This is a genomic window from Myroides albus (genome assembly GCF_009711045.1).
GTDB lineage: Bacteria > Bacteroidota > Bacteroidia > Flavobacteriales > Flavobacteriaceae > Flavobacterium > Flavobacterium album_A.
In genome coordinates this window covers 46,990-70,176 of record NZ_WMJX01000006.1, presented here as the reverse complement: position 1 = coordinate 70,176, position 23,187 = coordinate 46,990, and the positions used below count along the sequence as shown (strand labels likewise).

The following is a 23,187-nucleotide window of genomic DNA, read 5'->3' as shown; positions in this document are numbered from 1 at the left end:
TTATTTATAACTTCCAATTTTGAAACATCACTTCTTGATAATCAAGAATTCTTTTGTTTCTATCTCATTGATAACTTTAACTATATAAGAGCCTTTTATTAAATGAGAACAATCAACCTGTAAGACTGTATCGATAGCTTGTAAGTTTTGATTAAGTACTAATTTTCCAGTATTGTTGTAAATTAATACTTGATGAATGCCTGTATCAAGGTTAGTTTGAATATTTAGCGTAGTTTCAACAGGGTTAGGCCAATGAAGAGGCTTTATTGTACTTGCTTTACTTTCTTTTGTACCGATTGGGAAAGTTACTTTTGTTAGTTTTAAAGGTGTATCAGCTGTTACAACTAATGAATACCTTTGCTGGTCATTAACTAAGGTGCCTTTATGTGTAATTCTAACTAAGAAGGTCTTAGTAGGTAATAAGTCTTCTTCTATTTGCTCTATATTATCAACGTTATTATCTCCTTTAAGTGCTTTTAGATTATTAAAATCCTTATTGAGGTACCAAGGTGAATAAACTTTAGTACCAGAAACAATTCTCATATCCAGGTCATTAACTAAAGCGTTCTTGTATATTTCGTAGTATATGTCACTCATGCTTACTTCTCCTGCAGGATCTGTCCATGATAGTGTTGCTTTAAGGTTTTTGACAATATCCTTACCTGTTATCCAAATAAGGCTTTCTTCTTGGTTGTTTAGCGTTCTTTCGATAACAATTGTTTCGCTATAGGATCTTTCTAAAATATCAAGTCCTTTAGCAGCATTTATCATTCCCCATCCATAAATAGGATTAGGACCTGGGGCAAGTAACTCTCCGTTATAATGTGTCATCTTTGTGGCACTATTGGCCATAATAGCGCGCATTGTAGCTGAATCATAAGCGTTGTTAGTATTCAAGATACACCATTGTTGCCAAAGGCCAATGGTTGCAGCCACAAGAGGAGTAGCCATTGATGTTCCTGTAAGTTCTCCATATACTTGGTTGTCTTTTTTGTCAAAAGTCTCTTTTGTATTGGGCGATAAACTTGAATATACTTTAGTTCCAGGAGCAGCGATATCGGGTTTGATTCTAAAATCCTTAGTAGGTCCGAAACTACTACTTATCTCAATATCCATTTGACCATTGTTTAGCTCTCGGTCAATATTCCCAACTGTGATTATATTCTTTGCAACAGCTCTATTTACAAGAATGTCAAATCCATTTTTCTTGTTAATTCTTCGATGCTCGTCCCTATTATTTCCAGCAGACACCACAGGTTGATACTTGGGTGCAGCATAAGTTATACGATCAATATCACTTGCTTGTCCATAGTATGCCCCAATTATTTTTGGATCTAAAATAAAACTACCGAAATAATTAAAGAAACTTAAACCATAAGAGTGATTCGAAACCAGTAGTCCATTCTGCGCGGCATAATGCATTTCAATGGTATCATCTAACCAATCATAACCGTGAATTATATAATCGCTTCCAACCCCTTTACTTTGAGGATTAACTCCATAGGCTCCTATTGTTCCAGCAATGTGAGTAGCATGTTGTTGTCTGTATTGATATGACCACAATTGATTGCGATTATCTAAGATATCCGGATAGGCATTTTTATACAATATCCGATTTGGAATATTCTCAAATTCTCTGTGTTCCTTATAGGGTAAAGTCCCATCCCATAAGCCTATTTCCATATCCTGACCTAAAAGAGTAATGCCTTCAAATACTTTTTGTTGGACAGATTCTATTCCAATAATACCCCTATTGATAGAATTTGTAGATTCATAATAAATTGGATTTCCAAATTCGTCTACTGAAACTAATTCAGCAAAACTTCCATTTCTACTGATAAAGAAAGGGTCAAGCTTATTAATAGAAATAGCTATCAGCTTTTTTGTACGTGCATACTTAGACTTTCTTTTTAAGGAATTAGCAACAAGCTCCGCTTCTTGGGGATCATAGTTTTTAGTTATATTCCTTTTGGTATCAACAGACTGACCATAACAAAAAAGCATATTAAAAAAACAAAATAGCAAAATAGCAGATAATAAGTTTAGATTTTTCATAATTTCATGTTTTTACTGTTACTACAGTTCTCACAAGCAATATGCCATCTAAAATGATACTTTCTATTTTATATACTATTGTTACTTTAATATTTGTTTATTATACTTAATAAATTAAGAATCTTAAGTTACAAACCAATTTTCTTAACTTCTATCCAATATTGATTTAGTTCTTCAGCAGATAAGTCACTTATTACTTTATTGTCTTTGATAATAAGTTGTTCTAATTTTTGAAAACGATTAATAAATTTGTTATTCGCTTTAGCCAATGCTTGTTCTGGATCTATTTTCACAAAACGCGCATAGTTAACCAAAGAGAATAAAATATCTCCAAATTCATCTTCCATTTGTGTTTTATCCCCTTTTACCTCTTCTACTTTAAATTCTTCGATTTCCTCTTCAAACTTAGCCCAAACATCTTCTTTGTTCTGCCAATCAAAACCTACTCCACTTGTTTTGTCTTGTATTCTATAGGCTTTGACCATTGCCGATAAACCTTTAGGGACACCTCCTAAGACAGATTTATTTCCTTCCTTGAGCTTTAGCTTTTCCCAATTCGACTCTACTTCCTTTTCATCAGCTACTACAACATCAGAATAAATATGAGGGTGTCTATAAACAAGTTTATCAGACACGCTATTGGCTATATCTGCTATATCAAATAAGTTTTGCTCACTACCTATCTTAGCATAAAAAACAATGTGCATTAAAACATCTCCAAGCTCCTTTTTTAACTCTGGATAATCTTTTTGATCAATGCTATCGGTTAATTCATAAACTTCTTCGATTGTTAAATTTCTCAATGATTCAAAGGTCTGTTTAGCATCCCATGGACATTTTAGTCTTAATTCATCCATGATATCTAAAAGGCGTTCAACAGCGGCCAATTGTTCTTTTCTATTGTTCATAATTTGTTTTTATACCTAGCAAGTTAAAAAATAAAAGCCCGTAGATAAAATCTACGAGCTTTAAATTTATATTTTAGAATAAACTATTTAGCTTCTTCTTCTTCTTTCTTTTCTGCAGCGCTAAAAGCATCAGCAATCATTCCTCTTTTTTGAAGAATATTATACCAGTTTAATACTTTTTTAATATCTGAAGCATATACTCTTTCTTCGTCAAATTCTGGTAAAACTTCTCTAAAGTAAGCAACTAACTCTGGGTTTGATGCTTTGTGAGAAATAGCTTCTCCATTATTTTCTTTTGTAGCAATATTTTTAAATACATCAAATAATTTAATCTCATCATTGTATGTATAAATAGATATCTCAGACAACAAGCTAACATTGTTTCTTAAACCTACAGTACTTTTTTTCCCATCTGCTATTGATTCAGCTACGAATCCTGTGCGAGTTTGCACTAATAACTCATATAAACCTGGCTTTCCTGAAATAGCTAATACTTTTTCTAAACTCATTTTATTCTAAATTTTTACATTAAGATGCACAAATATCTTAATTACTAGTTAATTTCCAATTAATTTATCTACCTTTTTTTTGAGCAAATTTCATTTTGTAATCAGTAAATATTTTACCTTCCAAAATATTGTTTAATTTTTTTGAAATAAGCTTCTTCTTTAAAGTCGAAAGTTTATCTGTAAACAGCACACCTTCAATGTGATCGTATTCATGTTGAATAACTCTTGCAGCTAAACCGTCAAATACTTCTTCATGTTTAACGAAATTTTCATCATAATATTCTATGGTGATTCTTTCTTTTCGTTTAACTCCTTCGTGTATATCTGGAATACTTAAACATCCTTCATTAAACACCCATTCTTCTCCTTCTTCTTTTAAGATCTTAGCATTGATGAATGTTTTCTTTAAAGTCTTTAAAAATGCTGCTTCTTCCTCTGTATTCCCGTCTAATTCAGCAAAAGGAGCTGCGTCAATTACAAATAGGCGAATAGGTAGTCCTACTTGTGGAGCAGCTAATCCAACACCACTTGCAGAATACATCGTTTCGTACATATTATTCACTAACTCTTTTAATTCGGGGTAATCTTGGGTTATATTCTCTCCTACTTTTCTTAAGACAGGATCGCCATACCCAACTACTGACAATATCATAATTATTATTTTTCTCGAAAATTGAGTAGCAAAATTAAGGAAAAATAAGCGAATAAATAATCTTCTAAATTATTTTTGATGTTTAAATTGTTTTATCTTGCTTACTGAAAAAGTAGACTCACGCTATAATACCTCAAACAAGTTATGCTAACTAAAGCAAGAAAATATACAGACAATTCACACCTTGGAGATTCATTAAAAATTACAATATCAGCAGTTATTCCTTTTTTGGTTTTAATGCCTTACAAAGAATTTAACTGGGCCTTTGCTGCAGCTATGGGAGCCATGCTTACCGCACCAGTAGATATTCCGAGTAATTTAAAGGATAAGGTAGTCGGATTATTTGTAGGTGCTTTTACTGTCCCTGCTGTTACTCTTGTGCTGTCTCTAACGAATAATCATTGGTACTTCTACCCTATTTTTATCTTTATTCTATTTTCTTTAAGCATGATTTCCGTTTACGGACATCGTGCCAATATGCTCTCTTTTACTGGCCTATTAGCAGCAAGTTTAGGTTTGGCTCACAACTATGAGGGAAATGCTTTACTAATGCACTGTTTAATGTTATTATTGGGTGGATTGCTTTATTTATTGGTTGCAGTTATTTTTTACTTTATTAGACCTCGTAGATATGGAGTTTTACAAACTTCAGAATGTATGACACTTACAGCCGATTACTTAAAGTATCGCGCTATGCTGTGGTCTGAGAAAGCTGATACTCAAAAGATAGTTGAAGAACAGTTAAAAATTCAAGTTAGTCTGAACGAAGTACACGAAAACTTACGTGAGTTTTTAGTCAGAAATAAAGCAAACTCAAGTAACTCCTCAAATAATAGACGCCTATTGGTTGCATTCTCTACCCTGGTTGAAATATTAGAGATTGCAGCTTCTACTTCTTTCGATCACAAAAAATTAAGAGAGTATTTTAAAGATAGAATTGATATTATCGAAGATTATCAAAAGTTGGCTCAAGACTTTTCTCTAACAATTCAAGAGTTAGGTGAAGCGTTAAATATGGGGTTAAAGTATCAACCAAAGTATAAGTTAGACCAACAAATTGAATTATTACAAAACAAATTAAGTGAGTTTTCAACAGAAAATACCTCTGAGAATAAAATGGAAGCAGTACTGATGTATTCTAATGTTCTTCATTATGCTCAAAGCCAAATTGCTAAAATCCATATCTTAGAGAAGATTCTAATTGAAAAAGCTTTTACTACAGATGTAAAAGAGAAGTTTAAAGATTTGGAAAAGTTCCTTACTCCAGTTCACTACCGTTGGGAGACTTTGAGAGAAAACTTAAACTTTACTTCAACGATCTTTAGACATGCAACAAGATTAACACTAACCATTTTAGTTGGTTTTATTATAGGTAAAGCTTTTGCTTTATTAAACGCATATTGGATTTTATTAACCATTGTGGTAATCATGAGACCTGGTTTTGGATTGACCAAACAGCGCGCCTTTGAACGCGTTATAGGTACAGTTATAGGGGGATTACTTGCCTTGGGATTATTGTTATTTATAGACAATGTATCAGTAATTGCCTACTTAACAATTTTTACCATGATTATAGGGTATTGGTTTTCTCATACTGATTATAAAGTAGGTGTTACCTTCATTACCATGTACGTTGTACTCATCTATGCTATATTGACACCAAATTTTATGGATTTATTACTCTATAGAATTGTAGATACTGTAATTGGGGCTGTTTTAGCTTTTGGAGCAAATTATCTATTATGGCCTTCATGGGAGTTTTTAAATGTCAATACACATCTTTCTAAATCTGTAAAAGCAAATAAAGATTATGTGAAAGAGATTACTTTACTATATAATGAGAAAGGTGAAGTTACCCTCCCTTATAAATTAGCTCGTAAATACGCTTTTATTGAAATAGGAAATTTAATGGCATCGTTCCAAAGAATGATACAAGAACCTAAATCTAAGCAGACTCTACGATCTGAAATATACGAATTAGCAGTACTTAATCACACTTTTTTATCAACAGCAGCCTCTATTGGTATCTATGTTCAACACAAACACACCACTAAGGCTTCGGAAGCTTTTAATATTGTTATGGATTATATTGATAAGAACTTAGATATGTCTGTGGAGTATTTAGAACAATATAATGTAGCTAATTTGCATGAAAATTTAGTGACAGATTCTATCCTTGCGAGCTATAATGTCAGTCTTGAATACCTGAAAAACTTAAGGGAATATGAATTAAAGAAAAAGTATTCAGATGATGAGGAAATAAAAAACTTAATGGAAGAATCTATTTTAGTGATTGAACAGCTAATGTGGTTGGCTCAATTGTCTGAAAAAATTCTAAAAATCAGTACAAATATTTCAAATAAGAGAAAGGAATTAAATGATTCTACTAAAATAAATCTACATATTCCAACAACGTTATTTAATAAGCGTAAAACAAAACTTCAATAAAATAAAGAAAGCCTTATGAAACATCTTCATAAGGCTTTTTATTTAACATCTATTCTTTATCATCTACAAAATCTTGAAGGTAACTAAACTTCTGTGTTAGTTTGCCGTCTTTAGTTATGGTTGATTTTTCCAATATTTGGTCTTTATCTCCATTAAAAAAAGCAGGTAAAATTTCTCGAACAAAAATCTCCCCAAATCCCTCACTGGAATCTTTTGGCAATTCACAAGGAAGGTTATCTATAGCCATTACGGTAATAGCAGCTGGGTGATCAAATTCTACCTCTATATTTTTACCTGGGTGATATCCATAGAAAGGATCTGCAACAGTTGAGGCTCTTAAAGTAGAAGCAATAGGTCCGTGATCTACGTCACAGGAAACATCCCCTACTACTTTTATTTGATTATGCGCTGAGTTTAGCATTTCTTTGGTAAGTATTGCAGGAGAACCCTTCTTAAAAAAGTGGCCTGTGATAAGAATATCAGAAACTCTACTGTACTTTTCAAAATCACTCTCAAAAAGTTCAGGATCAGCATAAAAATCTTCTTTGATAGCAGGACTTCCGTCTATTCTCTTATAATAGTCAGTAACTCCGATTTGAGTATAAACAGCTCTATCGTATTTTTGATTCAAAAAGTGCTCTGGAGACACTCTTTTTATCTTAATAGCATCGAGTATCTCTATAATGCCATTAGCAACTTTACCTGATCCGGTAACAACGATTTTAATAGGTGGAAAAAATTGCTTCTTTAAACGGTGAACTAAATCTTCTTTGTGTAGTAGTGTTTCCGCTTTTGCGATATTGTACAATTCATACTTTAGTCCAAATGCGCGTAATGTATTGTATGCTCCAACTATTCCAGCATAACGACCAAAACCAATAATCCTCTTATTGTTTTGATCAACAAATGTTTCGTGATCCATTAATCTTATGTTCTTCTCTAAACAAGCTTGAAGTAGCTTGCGATTGTGTTCTTGTTTCTTTATTGTGTGCGAAAAGAAGATATAAGTTTTATTTGGTATAAGTGCTTGGACAGGAACTTCTTTTACCCCCAGTAATATATCACATGAATCCATATCTGAATTAACTTCTAAGTTTTCATCCATGTATTGCTTATCTGAAAAAATCCTGATATCTGACGGCTCTATAGCTATACTAAGCTGATTATATGCTGCTAAGGCATTTTTTGCTTGTTTAGGACAAAGCACAACGCGTCTATCAGGAGGGTTCTTCCGCTCCTTAATAATTCCAATTTTCATAATAATAGTTTGTTTGGTTTTTTATAGGTTTTCTTGGTTCTCCAAATATAGAATTATTTCTGAATAAATAATTAATTGCTTTTAAAAAAAGCCATATTCTTGTAGTTAAAAATGTACATTTTATAATATAACCAAAAAAGTAATAAACTATTATAGAGTATATTAGTGAGAAAATTGTTTTATTATAAAATATATTACTTGGCAATACTTTGAAAACAGTAAAAAACAATGTATTTTTGCACAAGTTTAGATAACTAAAACACTATGGGGTCGATCGGTTTTGACAGCGAGTGGAATTAGTTAGTAAGCACGTCGAGCGTTGTTAGGTTGCTCGTAAATATCATCTAACGAACTTTTTAAACGGCGAAAATAACTACGCTTTAGCTGCTTAATCTGAATTATAGTAAGATTGCCTTTAGTTTCCACCAGGTGGAAGAGCTGAATTCTCCTTAAGAGCCTTGGTTTGTGGCGCTTTGTCAAGGGGAACCGTAAAATAAACCTAGAGATGTCTATTGTTTCGCTAGCATCTTGACATTTTAGAAACTAAGCTTTTGGTGGCTGTTTTTTGCCAAGCCAACGGTCGAAAATCTAATAAAAAACTAAGCGTGTAGAAAGCTTTCTGATTGCTTGTTTGGACCCGAGTTCGATTCTCGGCGACTCCACAGAAACAAAAGCCTAACTATTGATAAGTAAATAGTTAGGCTTTTTTTATACTCGGATTTGTACGCTTTTATTCTGGGGATACTTTTACATTCATATTTATTTTGAAGCGATTTTATATTAATATGAACAGTAGACTACACACTTTGAGAGATTATATCTAATTTTAATATATATAGATTCCTCATTTTATATTTAATCCTTGGTATACCTTCTTTTTTATCTTTATTTTTACGAAAAGTCTAAGAAATAAAATATTAATTCGAAAAAGAATGGATACTCCAACTTTTGAACTTTCAAATGAACAACGTACTTATTTAGGCCTTGAACTAGTTGAACCCCATTGGGAACGCGTTTCGTTGTTTGACAAATATTATTACTTTGAGGGAGATACGATACGCAAAGAAATAAGCGTGGGAGAACAAGGCTATACTGAGCGTAGTCTTAATGAAAAAACAGCAGTGAATCGAAGTATCCTCTTGCCTAAAACAGCTAAAGGCAAGAGCAAAAAGCTCAATTTTACGGCCTCTCAATCCTTTAAAGGTATTGGTGTTTATTTTTCCTTTTGGAATGAATACCTAACGCTGTCAAACTATACCACTCAGACCTCATTTTACAGCGAACAGCTGCCCAATCAAAAGCTAAAAGACCTACCGCTGTGGTTAGACCAATGGATCGCGGATACCACTCCTCAAGAGTTAGAAGCGATTAAACAATTTAGCCAAGCCCATCGACAGCACTGTAAGTATGCTGAGGGTGACTTTTTTACTTTCAAGATTGGAAGAAAACAATGGGGTTTTGGGCGTATCCTCCTTGATGTTCAAAAGCAGATTAAAACCAATAAAATAAAGCGTGACGAGCACTTTGGATTGACGAATCTCATGGGAAAATGTCTTCTTGTCAAGATATACCATAAAATAAGCAATACTCAAAACGTAGATTTACAAACACTTGCTCAAACACCTGCGCTACCTTCTCAAATTATCATGGATAACCATTTTTACTACGGACAAAATCCAATAATTGGTCATTTTCCTTTACAAGCACAGGAGTACGATATGCTGATTTCTTATAGTAAAAGTATTAGTAGTGACTCACCACGAACAGTTTATCTTCAATATGGGATGCTGTTTCGTACCCTAGATGTGCAAGTGTTTGATCGCTATCTCCTACATGAAGATGACAGCCTTTATCTGGGCTATGAAGAAAATCCGTATCGCAAAGAGGATTCGGGCTTTGGTTTGGATACCGATAGCCTTGAAGACTGTATCAAGGCAAACTCGAATCTCCCATATTGGCAGAGTGAAGCCGCAAAATACGACACCCAGTTTGATCTAAGAAATCCAGCCAACCTTGCTATAAAACGAGAGATATTTAAGGCTTTTGGCTTAGATGCGGATAAAAGCTATATAGAAAATTTACAACTAATTAATAACTAAAACTTAAAGTTAGAAAATGAATTAGACTGCTATGAATAAAAATATTGAAGCATTAATCAATGGCTGCGTCTCAATGCAGTAAGAATTAGTCTAAAGTATCCAACTTATTATCCATATAAAAAACCCTAACTATTGATTAGTAAATAGTTAGGGTTTTTTATATGTCTTATTTGTACATCCCCTTTTTGAGTTTTTATACTATTCATTTATATAATTCTGCTGGGAAATATCTAATAAATTGAATTAAGATAATCTGATATAAAAAGGTTTTAAAAAAAATCGAACTACCCAGAATCAATCATATTGAATACTGTCAATTCATTTTATACTGACAGTTAATTGCATCTAGTTGTATATTGATATTCATCCTAAATATTTATTCCGATATACTAAGACATTGCTTGGGGGTTTCTTGCACCTTTCTTCGACAAAAACGTGCTTTAGGCTAGTAAACCCCTAGAAAAGTGCAAGGAATCCCCTAGTAAGTGCAAGCAAACCGCTCTTATAGAACATGCTAATCTGCTTTTTTTAAATTTGTTATCTGGTTCTTTAATTTTGGTGATTTTGTTCCAATCTTAAATTGAGCCAATCTTTTATGTTGAATAAATACCTATAAGTCAAGACCTTAAAAGCTATGATCTTTTTTCTATTCTTATATTGACCTTATGTAATATAGATTTGTTCTTCTAATTACCATCTAAAGAATCCTTTCAAGGTTAAGTAAATACCTCTTAGTACAGACTCTGTATGCTCTGTATCCTCAATAGTTTGTGATTTGCGTTTTCCTATAGCTTTATATGTATCTGTAGTTGATGTAATTTCAACATCAAAAGTGTTTTCGTCTATAAAAGTAGCCTCAATTAAAAAAGGTTCAGAATGGTGAAATGATGAGCATATAAAACCATCGGAAGTCATCACTCCATCAAATCCTTGAATGCCGCCAGCTCCATATGCTTTTCCAATTACAACATTCCCGTTTCTATACAAATCAAAAGTTTGTACTCTATCTATATTATATCTCAATAATTCTTTTGAATCACTCAAATCTTTTAGCTGTCCAAAATTGAGTTCCCAAGTACCTATTGGCGAGATAGCACTTGGATTAGTTATGATAGGAAATGGTGTTTCTTGTTTTTCTACCTTTTGAACTTCAAACTTTGCACGTTCTTGCTTAGTTCTAACACCATCTATATAGATTCCAGATATTTTATCACCCTGTCTAATACCTTTAAACTCGCTGTGTAGACCAGATTGAAAACTAATAGAATCTCCTCTATCAATCCAATAACTCCAATGCGCTAATTCAGGTCCACTAAATAGGCGTACTTGCCTTGTACCTTCTTTTGCTTCAACGCCAAATAACAAAGGAATATGTACACCATCTTGAACTATAAAGTTTCCTTGCCAAACCTCGTAACCATGCTCTCCTGCATCCTTAGATTCTAACTCATAGCTTTTTGTGCAAGAAAAAAGAAGAAAAGCTAAACTGGTGAGTACAAAAATATGTATTGAATATTTCATAATAAAAATGCTGTTCTTACTTGAAAACAGACTTAAGATTTTAACTTTACTTAAAAATAGGAAAACTCATCAACACTGCAATGTTTTAAGTCTAACTATTCTTTAGAAGCATAAATTTAGAAGCTATCTACTAACCTGTATCTTGTACCTACCTTTCTACCTGACTGACGTGTTTAATAATTTCTTGAGGCGAAACTACACCTGTTTGGCGCCAATAGATATCTCCTTTTGTATTAACCAAAATAAGTGTTGGTACAGAGCGAACAAAGAACTCTTGTTTTAGTACCTTATCTATATCAATATCTACTTTTATAAAATCGACATAAGCTTTAATGTCTTCTTCTATGTGATTAATATATTTTGACAGGGTTTTACAAGGAGCACACCAATTAGCATAAAATTGTAATAATATTGGACGATCTAAATTGTCAAAGTCTATATCTTCATACATTGTTTATCGTTTTTTTAAATAATAAATTCTATTTCTATTGAATAAAAAAACACTATTAATTTGATATAACAAAACTAATAGCGTTCAAATTTTAAATCTATATAAGCCTAAGTAAATAAAATGAATATATTCTTACTTAAAGAATTGAAGGCATTTTATCTTTAGTTTAAATTCCTTTTGAAGGAGACAATCAGTAAGTAGTAAGGTCTTTAGTCAAGAAATATTAAAACTTTGTGGTTGTAAAGCTCTGAGTTACTTAAATCTATTCCAAGAAATTAGACTACAGGATTTAAAGTCATTAAGTATAAAAAATAATAGGCCACCAAAAAGGGCAATATTCTTCCAAAGTGGTCCATGTAGCAAACCATTTCCCATCTGTATAGTTATAGTTATTGGAATGAGTATGACAAATAAAATCGCAGCAACATATCTAACCATAAAACCGATTAGGAATAATACACCAAATAGTATCATTGCATAACCAGAGATGATCCCTAAAGTATAAGGATCTCCAAATAGATGTGCAAAATTGCCAAAATTCGCATTTGCAATTCGTTTACTTACTTGGTCAGGCGCAATAATGTGTGAGGTACCCGCAACAATAAAAATACCACTTAGAGCTACTCTTAATATGAGTAGAGAAAATGGGTTAACTTTAATCTCCTGTTTCATCTGTTTTAAATTATAGAGCATTAAGTGGTAAAAATAGAAACAATTCTCAGTTTGGATTGTAACCAATGTTACTTATTGAGTCTATTCTTATATATATTTGGCAATTCTATTTAAAATCAGACAGGCATTTGAAAAAAAGACTTACTTTCGATCAAAATTAAGAAGTTATCAAATGCAATGTACCTTATGTAATTTGCCTTTAGAGAAAAAGGTCGATGAGTTTTATTTTATTTGTGACAACTGTGAAGCTTATCTTAAGGATAGTCAATATTATTTTTCACCTGATAAGGAGAAAAAACACTACGAATGCCATAATAACGATATTAATGACATAGGTTATCAAGAGTTTACTTCTCCTGTAACTAACGCGATTTTAGAACGCTGTACAAGTGATATGTTAGGTTTAGATTATGGCTGTGGAAAAGGTCCTGTTATTACTAAGCAATTAAATGAAAAAGGCTATCAGATTAATTTATATGACCCTTTTTTTTATCCGAATCAAGATTATTTAAATTACAACTATGACTTTATTTTTAGCTGCGAAGTATTTGAACATTTCTACAATCCTTTTCAAGAGCTAACAAAACTTTATAATCTATTGAAAACAGGTGGCTTGTTAATTGTCAAAACTCATCTTTACACAGGGAAAACTGATTTTGTCAATTGGTATTACCGCAAAGATCAAACACACGTTTTTATTTATACTTTTAAGACTTTCGAAGTTATTAGTCAACAGTTTGGTTTTGAGATAGAACACCTCAGTGAGCGTCTTGTCATTTTAAGGAAAATGTAAAGAGGATTTACTTTTAATGTAAACCCTCTTTCTGTTCTTTGTATCGTATTTAGGCTAAAAATCCAGCTCCTTTATATAGTCTAAACTTTCCTGGGCCAATAAAGGCAATAGCTAAAGAGCTAAATAAGAAAAGTAGATTTAATTCACCTGCTAACCCTCCAGTATTTGTTGTATTAAATACAGCCATTCCGTTTACTAAGAAGATTGACATTACCATTGTGAAGGCAATAACAGCAGCCGAGAATCTCGATGCAATACCTAAGATTAGAAAAAGAGGTGCAACTACTTCTCCAATAGGCACACCTAACCATAACCAAGTAGGTAAGCCTTTAGCGGATAATTGATTAATAATGAAATCATGCCCGTGAATCAACTTATAAATTCCGTGAAAAATCATCAGTCCACCAACTCCTAATCTCAAAAGAAGTTTTCCAAAGTCTGTTCCCATAGTTTGTATATTGTTTGAATTTTTAACTTGTTTTGGTTGGGCGAATCTCTATTTTACTTGGTAAAACATTTGGATTCATCTTTAAAATATCTACTACTAACTCTCCCATATCTTCTGGCTGAATCTTCCAAGCGTCTAACTCACTTGGAATATGATTGTTGAAGTTTGTTGATACAGATCCTGGAAGAATAGTAGTTACTTTTACATCGTGGTTTCTCAAATCTAGCATGGCAGCTTGCGTAAAACCAACAACACCGAATTTACTTGCATTATATCCAGTCCCATTAGCAAAGAAATTAATTCCAGCCAAGCTGGCAATACTTATATAGTATCCTTTATTTGCTTTTAATTGAGCAACAGATGCTTTAAGGGTATGAAACACTCCTGTTAAATTGGTATCAATCATTGTATTCCAATCCTCAATTGATATTTCTTCGATAGATGAAAAAATACCTACACCTGCATTGGCAATTACGATGTCTAAATGCCCAAAAGTATCTACAATTTTCTGTACTGCTGCTTGTTCCTGTCCATAATCTCTTACATCAGATTTGATAGCCAAAACGTCTTTGCTATTAAATTCACTGACTACTGACTCTACATCTGATAATTTACGACCACTAATAGCTATTTTACAACCTTCTTTTAAAAGTGCCGCTGCCATCCCTTTACCTATTCCTTTGGTTCCTCCTGTGATATATACTACCTTCCCGTTGATTTGTTTCATTTGTATTTGTTTATTTTTATAAAAGTACAAAATAAAAGAGCATTTATTCTCATCCAAGTTTTCAAGCCTAAAAGTTCTTTTTGTAAAAGAATAAAATTATGCATTATGACAATAACTAATAGGTTTTAACGTCAATAATTTTAATATTGACAACTTATTTAAAGATTATGGTGGTAAATAACAAGCTAAATTTGACAAAGAGCTTTTGGGTTTAACAGGGGATTACTCCTCTATTTTTAAAGGAATATTGTATGTACAGCACAATTAGTTTAAATTAGCTTTTTAAACTTAAAAATATGATAAAAAAAAGCTCGCTACTATTTTTACTACTAACGGGTAATATACTATTTGCACAAAGAGATTTAACTATTGCAGAGGCAACAAGAGCACAATATTCACATTTTGCTCCAAAGAGCTTAGCTCAACCTCAATGGAAGAATGATAGTGCTTTTACTTTTGTAACATCACAAAGAGATAGTTTACTTTTAAAGTCAAAAGAATTAAAATGGCAAGACCAAACTATTCTAACAGCTAAGCAACTTGAATTAATCTTAAACCAGAACTTTAAAAACAGTCCTTTTGAATTAAACACTATTCCATTTGATTTTAAATGGGTACAAGACAATGTCGCTGTTTTTACAGTTATGGACAAAGAGAAAAAGTTTAAATACAATATTAAATTAGATACGAAGGAACAAAAAGTAACTAACTTCTTTAAATACAATAGTATTGCTCAAGAGCAAACAATATCTCGCAATGAGAACTACCTTGCTTGGTTAAAAGACAATAATATCGTGATTACTGACAACAAAGGAGCTGATATGGTTGTTACTGAAGATATCAATATTGATGTTGTTAATGGAAGTGGAAGTACTCACCGAAACGAATTTGGTATTGACACAGGTATGTGGTGGAGCCCAAAACAAGATCAATTATTGTATTATAGAAAAGACCAAAGTACAGTTACAGATTATCCTTTAGTTCAATGGGGTGAACGAGTAGCTGAAAATAAGAGTATCAAGTACCCAATGGCTGGTATGACTAATGAACGCGTTTCTTTAGTTATATTCGATGTTCTTACAAAAGAAAAAGTAACATTAGATACTGGATATGAAGATCAATTTCTGACGATGGTAACCTGGGATCCTTCTGGTAATTATGTATATGTTGGAGTTTTAAACCGTCATCAGAACCATTTAAAACTAAATCAGTATAATGCTGCAACAGGTGCATTTGAAAAAACATTATTTGAAGAAAAAGCGACTACCTATGTTGAACCTTCTCAAGGATTAGTTTTTACACCTAATAAAAAATCGTTTATTCACTTCTCTGAATCAGAAGGATATAGACAAATGTATTTATATAATACAGATGGCAAATTAGAACAAAAGTTAGGATTTGAGAATGTCATAGTTTCTAAATTCTTAGGATTCGATCATGAAGGAAAGCACGCTTATTATGAAGGAGTTACTAATCAAGGGTTAGATAGACAACTTTTTAGAGTTAATTTAAAAAAGGGAAAAACGGAGCAATTGACTGAACTTTCAGGAACACACAACGTTGTTTTAAACAAGAGTAAATCAGTTTTCTTAGATCAATTCAACAATTTAGAGACTCCTAATAAAGCTGTTGTCCAAAACACGGATAATAAGAAAGAAATTGAGTTATTTGAAGCTGTTAATCCTTATCAAGGTGTGATTAACATGCCTAAAATGGAATTGGTTAAGTTTAAAGCAGGTGACAATAAAACAGATTTAAACGCGCGAATTATTTATCCAACAAACTTTGATCCAAACAAGAAATATCCTGTAATGGTTTATGTTTATGGTGGACCTCACGCACAGCTTATTACCAACTCATGGTTAGGTGGAGCAAATTTATTCTTCCACTACATGGCCCAAAACGGTTATATTGTCTTTACTGTAGATAATAGAGGTAGCTTCAATAGAGGACGTGATTTCGAACAAGTAATTCACAGACAGTTAGGACAAGCTGAAATGCAGGATCAATTAAAAGGAGTTGAATACCTAAAATCACTTTCTTTTGTAAATCAAGACAAAATCGGTGTTTATGGATGGAGTTTTGGAGGTTTTATGACTACTACCCTATCTATCAATCATCCAGAGATATTTAAAGTTGGAGTTGCAGGAGGACCAGTTATGGACTGGAAGATGTATGAGATTATGTATGGAGAGCGATATATGGATATGCCTCAAGAGAATCCTCAAGGATATGAAAAGACAAGTCTATTGAATAAGGCGGATAAATTAAATAACAAACTCCTTATTATTCACGGAGCTCAAGACCCTGTAGTTGTACAGCAGCATTCTATGGAGTTCATAGAGTCGTGTATCAAAGAGAACAAACAGGTTGACTATTTTCTTTACCCAACGCATGAACATAATGTACTTGGGAAAGATAGAATTCATTTGAATACAAAAATTGCAAATTACTTCTTTGACTTCTTAGAAAAACCAACAAAATAAATAAGACAAGAGGCTGTTTAGTTAAACAGCCTCTTGTTATTTTATATTCGATTGATTAACATTTTTAATAACAGTTGGTTAACTTGTTAATTATTGCGAATTTGTAAATGCTTTATCGCTTGATACAATTGATTATCAAAATTAGAAAAGAAGAAGTTAGCCTATCTATGCTACTTCAAATACAAGTCTAACATTGCTTTTTAATGATTGATTCCATACTTGTGTTACTTCTTTCCAATTATAGGAAATAGTATCTAAAAAAAGTTTCTTCTCACAAGCTAAATTAAAAGCTTCTGGTAGCAACTCCCTAAAGAAAAGATCAATATCGTCTTGAGGCCAACTACCCAATCCTGAGCCTAATAAGACTAAATCAGTTCCTCTTAAAATAGAAGAAGATAACTGCAGATCATCACCAGACATAGCTCCCACATTGACAAATCGAGTATGGTGTTGATAAGCTCCTTTGTCTTTTAAAGTGTTTAGTATGACACTTGCACTCTCTCCCCATAAATAATCAATGACGATGTCAATAGGAAACTCTTGATTTAATTTGTGTATTTGTTGACTTAATTCTTCACTTGATTGAGTTAAGCTGATAAGTTGATCTGCGCCATAGTGTTCTAATTTTTTGAGTGCATCAGCATTGCGACCTGTTACAAATACTTTACTTGCCCCATAATATTTGGCCATTTGCACTGCTACTTGCCCGGTTACACCTGTTGCGCCATTTATCAGTACAACTTCTGATTTTTTGAGCTTTGCTCTTAACATCAGAGCTATAACAGACCCCATCAAAGCATTTGGTAAAGCAGCCGCAAGTGCTATATTCATTCCTTTAGGCAGCGGAACTATCTGATTTTTATCTACATAAGCATATTCACTTAAAGTTCCTTGTATTCCAAATCCATATACTAATCTGCCATCTTCAAGCTCACCTACAGCATCAGTTCCTATGACAAATGGATTGAAACTCTTAGTACTCACAGAATAATGCTTACCACTGGCTATGGCTCTATCTAAGTTTTTAATAGCAACAGCTTTAACGCGCATAAGCACAGCATTTTTCGCAATAGCCTTTGATGATTTAAAATTGGGAGTATAAGTGGGAGTTTTCCCTTTTTCTTCTACAATTACTGCTTTCATTTTGTTTAATATTTAGATTGTAAAAGTAGTAGTGGCTCTACATCTAAAGCGATAACATTTGTTATCAATTTAGCTTTTGAGCAATTTTTTCTTGATACGACTTAGATGTACCTTAGAAATTCCGATATAAGATGCAATATAATGTTGAGCAATGCGCTTTATTAATTCAGGTCGCTGCTCAACTAAATTTAAATAACGCTGTTCAGGAGTAGATTGAACAAAAGATAAACTGCGTTGCATATAATCAAAGGTACGCTGAAAAATAGCATCAATAAACAGATTTCTATAAGCTTCTTCTTGTAAAGTCTTGTCTAATAATGGTTTGAGATCTTTCTTATCAGCGACCCAAACTGTTGTAGGTTCTATAGTCTCTAACGTAAATAGACTGGGAGTACTCTGCCAAAAACTTTCAATTGATGCAACTAAGCTATTTTCAAGAAAGAATTGAAAGGTAACTTCTTGACCATCTTTGTTTAACCAAATACGCATACACCCACTCTCAATCCAAAAGATTTTCTCAGCAACTTGCCCTTGGGCTAATAAAACTGTTTTGCTCGGATATGACTCTATTCTAAAATGAGATTGATACTCTTCCAGAAATGATTTGGTTAGCACAGATTCTCTATCTATATATTCGAACATACCTTAAATGTTTTCTAATTAAAAAGCTATAATTGATTGGTTTTACTAAGATACCAACATTTTTCAATTACAGACAGAGTCAAAAAAACATACTCAATCTAATTGAACTATCTTTTTTGATAAATAATATCGGTGATATGCCAATGCTATGAATAGCGAAAAACTACTCAATAAAACTGTTAGCCAAGGCAAATTGATTACCTGTTCTTTAGAAAATATAAATACTAAGAAAGGAAAAGCATACGCTGGTGGCATCTTCATTTGAAATAGCTCTAATAAAAAGTATATTGACAATAGCATCAATATAGTAATTACAATCCAATTGGAAATACAAAGATAGAGGATTACTCCTATAGAAATAGACAAACTCAATACTGCTATCTGTTTAACTACCATTTTAATTGTATATTGTTTCATATGCAGTGTCTCGTAAAGAACCACAGCAATAGGTGGTATAACAACGTATTTCTCCTTACCAAAAAGCAGTGCAATCAAAATAGTACTCAAAACAATCCCTGCATAAACAGTCATTGCTGTAGTATTTACTTTACTATTTCTATCTATATTCTTGTTTAACTTAAATAAATAGATGCCAATCATCAAGATAAAAGTAGTAGCTAAAATAGCGTATACAAAAGACCAATGTGTTGCATTAGTAACAATAGGTAGAAAGCCAGTAGCTAAAGCGGGTGGTAAACTATAGTTAATTACTTTCATTAATATTAACATGAAAAACAATATTCCCACTATTTTAACGACATAAGGTATCTCTAACATATTTATGCTAAATCCAACAAAAGCGGTAATGGAAGGTAGAATAAAGACCTTTTCAGGTTGTCTTAACCAAGCTTTCTCCTGAAATACCCATAGCCCAATTGTCAGTGCAGCTATCTCTGGTAACACGATTTCTCTATCTTTAAACAGTACTGCAGCGGCCACCATACTAACAATAAAGGTAAAGGCTACTAAGTAGTTCTTTCTATTTGGAATGTTTAAAAGATAATTCATTTGCCTATTGATCTAAGATTATGTGGACAAAAATACTTGAAAAACTCCCTTTAACTTTTATACAATTTTGAGTTTTTGTTATCTTTTTTGAAACACAAAACTCATCTATGGTGTAGATGAGTTTTAATCTTATTTGAGAAAATCAACAACTTCTCTGATGTTATCTAATTTGTAATATCCTTTATGGTCAACTGCTTCTACTACTTCATGCGCCCAAGTTACGTGAAAGGGAATATGCAAGGCATTGGCTCCAATTTCTAAAACAGGAATAATATCTGATTTTACTGAATTTCCTACCATCATAAATGCTGGGGCAGTGATATTCAATTTGTCAATTAACTTGTGGTAATCTTCTGTCTGCTTATCACTCATGACTTCCACATGATCGAAATACTTGCCTAAATTTGAGTTCTTGAGTTTGCGTTCTTGATCTAACAGATCTCCCTTAGTTGCTAAAATAAGGGTGTAATCTTTACTTAAAATCTCCATTGTCTCCTGTACACCATCTAATAAAGTAATGGGCTTATCTATTAAAGCATGGCCTAAATCCAGAATTTGCTGCATCAAAACATCATTCATTTTCCTTTGAGTTATCTGCATAGCTGTTTCTAATAAGCTAAGTAAAAAGCTCTTGGCTCCAAAGCCATAACGACTTAAATTCCTCATTTCTGTTTCAAACAGTACTCTCGAAGTATCTTCTTTTGGGAGAAAATCTTTTAATAACTCACAAAAAGCTTGTTCTGTTTGCTGATAATATATTTCGTTATCCCATAGTGTATCATCTGCATCAAATGCGATGGTCTTTATTCTATTACTCATACCTATTAAACTTAATTTTGGCAGTAAATTTAAGGTCTTTCCAGTAGCTCGGATAAGACATTTGTCTATTATTAGAAATCACTTTAATACAATTAGTAAACTTATTGAGTATGATAAGAGGTAATTCTATTGCAAAGAGATTTCCACTGTCTCTATTTTCTTTTGATGCTTAAGCAGCCAATTATATAGTTCTATATGTCTATATAGATCCTCTACACTTCCATGTGTTCCGCCTTTTATTACTTCTAACTCGACAGGAGCATTAGAATCGCACTTTTGAATGGCATTCAGGATGCTTTTGGATTCTTTCATTGGTATAATGTTGTCCTTATCTCCATGTATAAGCTTAATTGGTACGCTTGCCAAACTACAAGCATCTCTATTTTCTCCACCACCACAAATTGCTATAGCAGCAGCTACACGATTTGGATATTTGGCTGTGTACTTCAAGGTTCCATAGGCCCCCAAACTCATACCAGTCACATAAATACGAGATTCATCAATCGGGAAATGTTTTATCATATAAGTAACTATTTCCTCTACTTTATCAGGATTCCAAGGTCCTGAAGGCAATTGAGGTGCTACTAAGTAAGCGGGAATATCTAACCCTTTCTCAATTCCCTTTAAGGCTCCATATCGCTTAACCCTATTGATATCTGTACCGGAAAGACTTTTACCATGTAAAAAGATAATCAAAGGAGTTTTATCTTCTACTACTTTAGGTTCGTTTAGCCAAAAGTGATAAGTCGTTTGATCTATTACTGCTTTTGGTTGAGCAAAACTAACCACTGTAAACAAGCAGATTAAAACTTTAATAATATGCATACTTTTTGAAGTAAATATAATCAAAGAAATTAGAGTTTTTAGTTGGTTTAGAATCCGTGTTTTTTTTAAAAAATAAATCTTTTTAAGCAAGGGAACTACTAAGTTTAAATAACTTCATAAGTGAACTCTGATAATAATAGGATTCAAAACAAATAATATTATCTTAAAAGTCTTCTTAATTGCTGATATTTTATTTTTTTTGAGTAAATTACTTTATTAAAACACAAACAATTATGAGTAGCAAAAAATTATATGCTGGCAGTGAGATAATGGTATTGGCTGTCAGAGATCTCTTAGAAGAAAATGGCATTGCATACATTATTCGCGATGATATCGAGTCTGGTATTGCAGCAGGATATGGAATACTCGGTAAAGCTGTAAATGTATTTGTCGATCAAAATGATTTACACCGAGCACAAGATTTACTCAAACAGAATAATATAGAAGAATAGTAAACGGTTAGGTCGTGACCTAACCGTTTACTATTTTATTGCTTTTAATTCGCAATTGACAAAAATGATTAAAGCTCAATAAAAAACGGGGATACTCCATACATAGCATCCCCGCAATACAAATAGAAAAACTGACCATATCAAGTTTATATGGTCACAAAAGTAAATTAAGTAATAATCTTATCTAAGTGATTCCTTTGAAAGACTTGATCTTTTTTATATTTTGAAGGAGAAACTCCCATCACATTTTTAAATTGTTTGCTCATATGGCTTAAATCATTGTAGTACAGTTTAGTTGCTATCTCTACTAAAGACAATTCACCATAAGAAATATACTCTTTTACTCGCTCAATTCTCAGTAGTATATAATAACGTTCAATAGTAATCCCTTCACTTTCAGAGAATAATTTACTGGCATAACTATATTCAACATCCAATTGTTCACTGAGATAGTAGGACATATTAATAGCTAACTTCTCATCAGCATCGACAATCTTAATTACTAAATTCTTGATTTGCTCTACTATGGCTCCACGCCTATTCTTAATTAACTCAAATCCCAAGGCTTGTAATTTCTTTTCAAATAGCAGCATCGTAGAACTCGCAAGTGGATAATGCAATATTACTTTTCCCAAAGTAACAGTGGCTTCAAGTACACCTAATTTCTTTAGTTCTTGATCTACCACGAGTACACAACGGTGGCAAACCATATTCTTTATATGTAAAACGCTATTAGTTTCCATATTTGTTTAAAGTATTATGGGGCTAAGGCATAGCCCCATGATTAAGTTATGCTTCTTTTGCTTGCGCAAGTAGTGATTTGTAGTTACTCTCATTTTCAAAGTAAGCCACTTCTCCATTATTGCCAATGATAACAATATAAGCCAAAGCTTTGTCCACTTGCTTTAAGCTAAAAGGATCTAATGCAAATCGAACTGAATTATCTTGTGGTATTCGACTCTGACACATCTGACAACAACCATAATACATCTTCCCCTCAAAAGGGACTTCTAATTGTTTGTTTCCCCCCATGTAAGCATCATTAACCATGCAAACTAAATCAGAAGGAACGTGATCACCCTTCTTATAGGAAGTATTACTTGTCACCTCTTTGTTTTCTTGTTTTGGTAAACTTTGATGTATTTCTTCCATTGAAGTTGTTTTAACAACTGTTGTGTTGTTTTCTTTTTGCCCACAAGCAATCATTAAAAGTGCAGTAACAAACAGTGCAATACCTTTTAAACTAATTAATTTCATTCTCTTTTGTTTTA

At 32.7% G+C, this 23,187-nt stretch carries 22 protein-coding genes and 1 other RNA gene; 6 read left to right on the top strand and 17 right to left on the bottom strand.

The window, feature by feature from the left end; genetic code table 11:
• Positions 1–27 precede the first annotated feature (27 nt).
• The 4 genes from GJV76_RS04680 to def form a co-directional block, all read right to left on the bottom strand.
• Positions 28–2,055: a S8 family serine peptidase gene (locus tag GJV76_RS04680; RefSeq protein WP_155091482.1), complete on the bottom strand. Its 2,028-nt coding sequence runs from the start codon at positions 2,053–2,055 to the stop codon at positions 28–30.
• Positions 2,056–2,183: 128 nt separating this feature from the next.
• Positions 2,184–2,963: a nucleoside triphosphate pyrophosphohydrolase gene (gene mazG, locus GJV76_RS04675; RefSeq protein WP_155091481.1), complete on the bottom strand. Its 780-nt coding sequence runs from the start codon at positions 2,961–2,963 to the stop codon at positions 2,184–2,186.
• Positions 2,964–3,046: 83 nt separating this feature from the next.
• Positions 3,047–3,472 carry a DUF5606 family protein gene (locus tag GJV76_RS04670; RefSeq protein WP_155091480.1) on the bottom strand — a complete coding sequence of 142 codons (426 nt, stop codon included), beginning with the start codon at positions 3,470–3,472 and terminating at the stop codon, positions 3,047–3,049.
• Between the two features lie 64 nt (positions 3,473–3,536).
• The gene (gene def, locus GJV76_RS04665) at positions 3,537–4,124 is read right to left on the bottom strand and encodes a peptide deformylase (RefSeq protein ID WP_155091479.1); all 588 of its coding nucleotides are present in this window, start codon (positions 4,122–4,124) and stop codon (positions 3,537–3,539) included.
• A gap of 144 nt (positions 4,125–4,268) precedes the next feature.
• On the opposite strand from def, the gene GJV76_RS04660 reads away from it, so the two are divergent.
• A complete protein-coding gene (locus tag GJV76_RS04660; protein ID WP_155091478.1) occupies positions 4,269–6,572 on the top strand; it encodes an FUSC family protein in 2,304 nt (767 codons plus the stop codon).
• A 49-nt stretch (positions 6,573–6,621) separates the two neighbouring features.
• Here GJV76_RS04660 and GJV76_RS04655 read toward each other — a convergent pair whose 3' ends face one another.
• Complete coding sequence (locus GJV76_RS04655) at positions 6,622–7,830, bottom strand: NAD(P)-dependent oxidoreductase (protein ID WP_155091477.1); 1,209 nt, start codon at positions 7,828–7,830, stop codon at positions 6,622–6,624.
• Positions 7,831–8,096: 266 nt separating this feature from the next.
• On the opposite strand from GJV76_RS04655, the gene ssrA reads away from it, so the two are divergent.
• Positions 8,097–8,495, top strand: a transfer-messenger RNA (tmRNA) gene (gene ssrA, locus GJV76_RS04650).
• A gap of 267 nt (positions 8,496–8,762) precedes the next feature.
• Positions 8,763–9,929: an immunity 26/phosphotriesterase HocA family protein gene (locus GJV76_RS04645; RefSeq protein ID WP_155091476.1), complete on the top strand. Its 1,167-nt coding sequence runs from the start codon at positions 8,763–8,765 to the stop codon at positions 9,927–9,929.
• Positions 9,930–10,619: 690 nt separating this feature from the next.
• Here the strand turns inward: GJV76_RS04645 and GJV76_RS04640 are convergent.
• The 3 genes from GJV76_RS04640 to GJV76_RS04630 form a co-directional block, all read right to left on the bottom strand.
• Positions 10,620–11,450: a hypothetical protein gene (locus tag GJV76_RS04640; RefSeq protein WP_155091475.1), complete on the bottom strand. Its 831-nt coding sequence runs from the start codon at positions 11,448–11,450 to the stop codon at positions 10,620–10,622.
• A 148-nt stretch (positions 11,451–11,598) separates the two neighbouring features.
• Positions 11,599–11,901, bottom strand: a complete 303-nt coding sequence (locus GJV76_RS04635; RefSeq protein WP_155091474.1) for a thioredoxin family protein — start codon at positions 11,899–11,901, stop codon at positions 11,599–11,601.
• A gap of 252 nt (positions 11,902–12,153) precedes the next feature.
• Entirely contained in the window at positions 12,154–12,573 is a 420-nt protein-coding gene (locus tag GJV76_RS04630; protein WP_155091473.1) for a DoxX family protein, read from the bottom strand.
• Between the two features lie 172 nt (positions 12,574–12,745).
• Between GJV76_RS04630 and GJV76_RS04625 the strand changes: the two genes are divergently transcribed.
• The gene (locus tag GJV76_RS04625) at positions 12,746–13,366 is read left to right on the top strand and encodes a class I SAM-dependent methyltransferase (RefSeq protein WP_155091472.1); all 621 of its coding nucleotides are present in this window, start codon (positions 12,746–12,748) and stop codon (positions 13,364–13,366) included.
• A 49-nt stretch (positions 13,367–13,415) separates the two neighbouring features.
• Here the strand turns inward: GJV76_RS04625 and GJV76_RS04620 are convergent, their stop codons facing one another.
• Positions 13,416–13,814, bottom strand: coding sequence for a DoxX family protein (locus GJV76_RS04620; RefSeq protein WP_155091471.1), 399 nt, complete (start codon positions 13,812–13,814; stop codon positions 13,416–13,418).
• A gap of 22 nt (positions 13,815–13,836) precedes the next feature.
• The gene (locus GJV76_RS04615) at positions 13,837–14,541 is read right to left on the bottom strand and encodes an SDR family oxidoreductase (protein ID WP_155091470.1); all 705 of its coding nucleotides are present in this window, start codon (positions 14,539–14,541) and stop codon (positions 13,837–13,839) included.
• Between the two features lie 299 nt (positions 14,542–14,840).
• On the opposite strand from GJV76_RS04615, the gene GJV76_RS04610 reads away from it, so the two are divergent.
• On the top strand, positions 14,841–17,027 hold the full coding sequence (locus GJV76_RS04610; RefSeq protein WP_308860673.1) for a S9 family peptidase: 2,187 nt from the start codon (positions 14,841–14,843) through the stop codon (positions 17,025–17,027).
• A gap of 165 nt (positions 17,028–17,192) precedes the next feature.
• Here GJV76_RS04610 and GJV76_RS04605 read toward each other — a convergent pair whose 3' ends face one another.
• The 5 genes from GJV76_RS04605 to GJV76_RS04585 all read right to left on the bottom strand — a co-directional run bounded on the left by GJV76_RS04605 (position 17,193) and on the right by GJV76_RS04585 (position 21,464).
• Positions 17,193–18,170, bottom strand: coding sequence for a quinone oxidoreductase family protein (locus GJV76_RS04605; protein ID WP_155091468.1), 978 nt, complete (start codon positions 18,168–18,170; stop codon positions 17,193–17,195).
• A 69-nt stretch (positions 18,171–18,239) separates the two neighbouring features.
• Positions 18,240–18,812, bottom strand: coding sequence for a Crp/Fnr family transcriptional regulator (locus GJV76_RS04600; protein WP_155091467.1), 573 nt, complete (start codon positions 18,810–18,812; stop codon positions 18,240–18,242).
• A gap of 93 nt (positions 18,813–18,905) precedes the next feature.
• Entirely contained in the window at positions 18,906–19,820 is a 915-nt protein-coding gene (locus GJV76_RS04595; protein ID WP_155091466.1) for a hypothetical protein, read from the bottom strand.
• 129 nt (positions 19,821–19,949) lie between these two features.
• The gene (locus GJV76_RS04590; protein ID WP_155091465.1) at positions 19,950–20,639 is read right to left on the bottom strand and encodes an HAD family hydrolase; all 690 of its coding nucleotides are present in this window, start codon (positions 20,637–20,639) and stop codon (positions 19,950–19,952) included.
• A 126-nt stretch (positions 20,640–20,765) separates the two neighbouring features.
• The gene (locus GJV76_RS04585) at positions 20,766–21,464 is read right to left on the bottom strand and encodes a carboxylesterase family protein (protein ID WP_155091464.1); all 699 of its coding nucleotides are present in this window, start codon (positions 21,462–21,464) and stop codon (positions 20,766–20,768) included.
• Positions 21,465–21,697: 233 nt separating this feature from the next.
• On the opposite strand from GJV76_RS04585, the gene GJV76_RS04580 reads away from it, so the two are divergent.
• Entirely contained in the window at positions 21,698–21,916 is a 219-nt protein-coding gene (locus tag GJV76_RS04580; protein WP_155091463.1) for a putative signal transducing protein, read from the top strand.
• A gap of 167 nt (positions 21,917–22,083) precedes the next feature.
• Here GJV76_RS04580 and GJV76_RS04575 read toward each other — a convergent pair whose 3' ends face one another.
• Together GJV76_RS04575 and GJV76_RS04570 are read right to left on the bottom strand one after the other, a co-directional pair.
• Positions 22,084–22,659: a helix-turn-helix domain-containing protein gene (locus tag GJV76_RS04575; RefSeq protein WP_155091462.1), complete on the bottom strand. Its 576-nt coding sequence runs from the start codon at positions 22,657–22,659 to the stop codon at positions 22,084–22,086.
• A gap of 46 nt (positions 22,660–22,705) precedes the next feature.
• Complete coding sequence (locus tag GJV76_RS04570) at positions 22,706–23,173, bottom strand: hypothetical protein (RefSeq protein WP_155091461.1); 468 nt, start codon at positions 23,171–23,173, stop codon at positions 22,706–22,708.
• Positions 23,174–23,187: the final 14 nt, after the last annotated feature.